The following is a 590-nucleotide window of genomic DNA, read 5'->3' as shown; positions in this document are numbered from 1 at the left end:
CACGCACAAGAAAGTGCACAACAAGGGCTTTATGCAGCCAGTGAGGCGAAGGATATTGCCAATGCTGCATTCAATACAGCGAAAGATGCGCAAGATCACGCTGTAGATGCGAAAAATACCGCTGAGTCCGCACAAAAAACAGGAGACAGGGCACAAGCTGTGGCAAGTGTCGCACAAGAAACAGCGGATAGTGTACAGAAAAAAGTTGATCTCATTCAACCTCTTGCAAAAAAAGACTGGATTGATGGCATAAAGACAGTGGATGCACTTATCTCACCAGCCAAACTGATGGCTTCAATCAAAGCAAATAGTAGCAATAGCAGCGGCGCTGGTAGCGGCAACAATGGTGGCGGGGTTAGAAAACCTGTTGAAATTCTGATGACAGAAAGCGGAGATATTCCATTGCCTGATGGTATTAATGCTGACACCGATATCGAAGTATGGGCTTGGGGCGGTGGAGGTGGAGGCGTTAAAGATGGCGGCGGCGGCGGCGGTCAATGCGTGCATGTTAAAATGAAAGGTTCTGATTTAGATAAATTAAAAACAGCTTACATTGGTCGTGGTGGTAAAGGCAATGACAGTAACATTTT

General features: G+C 46.3%; 1 pseudogene. It reads left to right on the top strand.

Features of this window, described 5'->3' with window-relative positions:
- Positions 1 to 590: pseudogene (locus ACFIKH_RS09370) on the top strand (hypothetical protein); the annotation flags it as partial.

Origin of the sequence: Bartonella sp. SD1336NMGDW (assembly GCF_042193565.1) — a bacterium.
Lineage (GTDB): Bacteria > Pseudomonadota > Alphaproteobacteria > Rhizobiales > Rhizobiaceae > Bartonella > Bartonella grahamii.
This window is presented reverse-complemented; position numbering and strand designations above follow the sequence as displayed.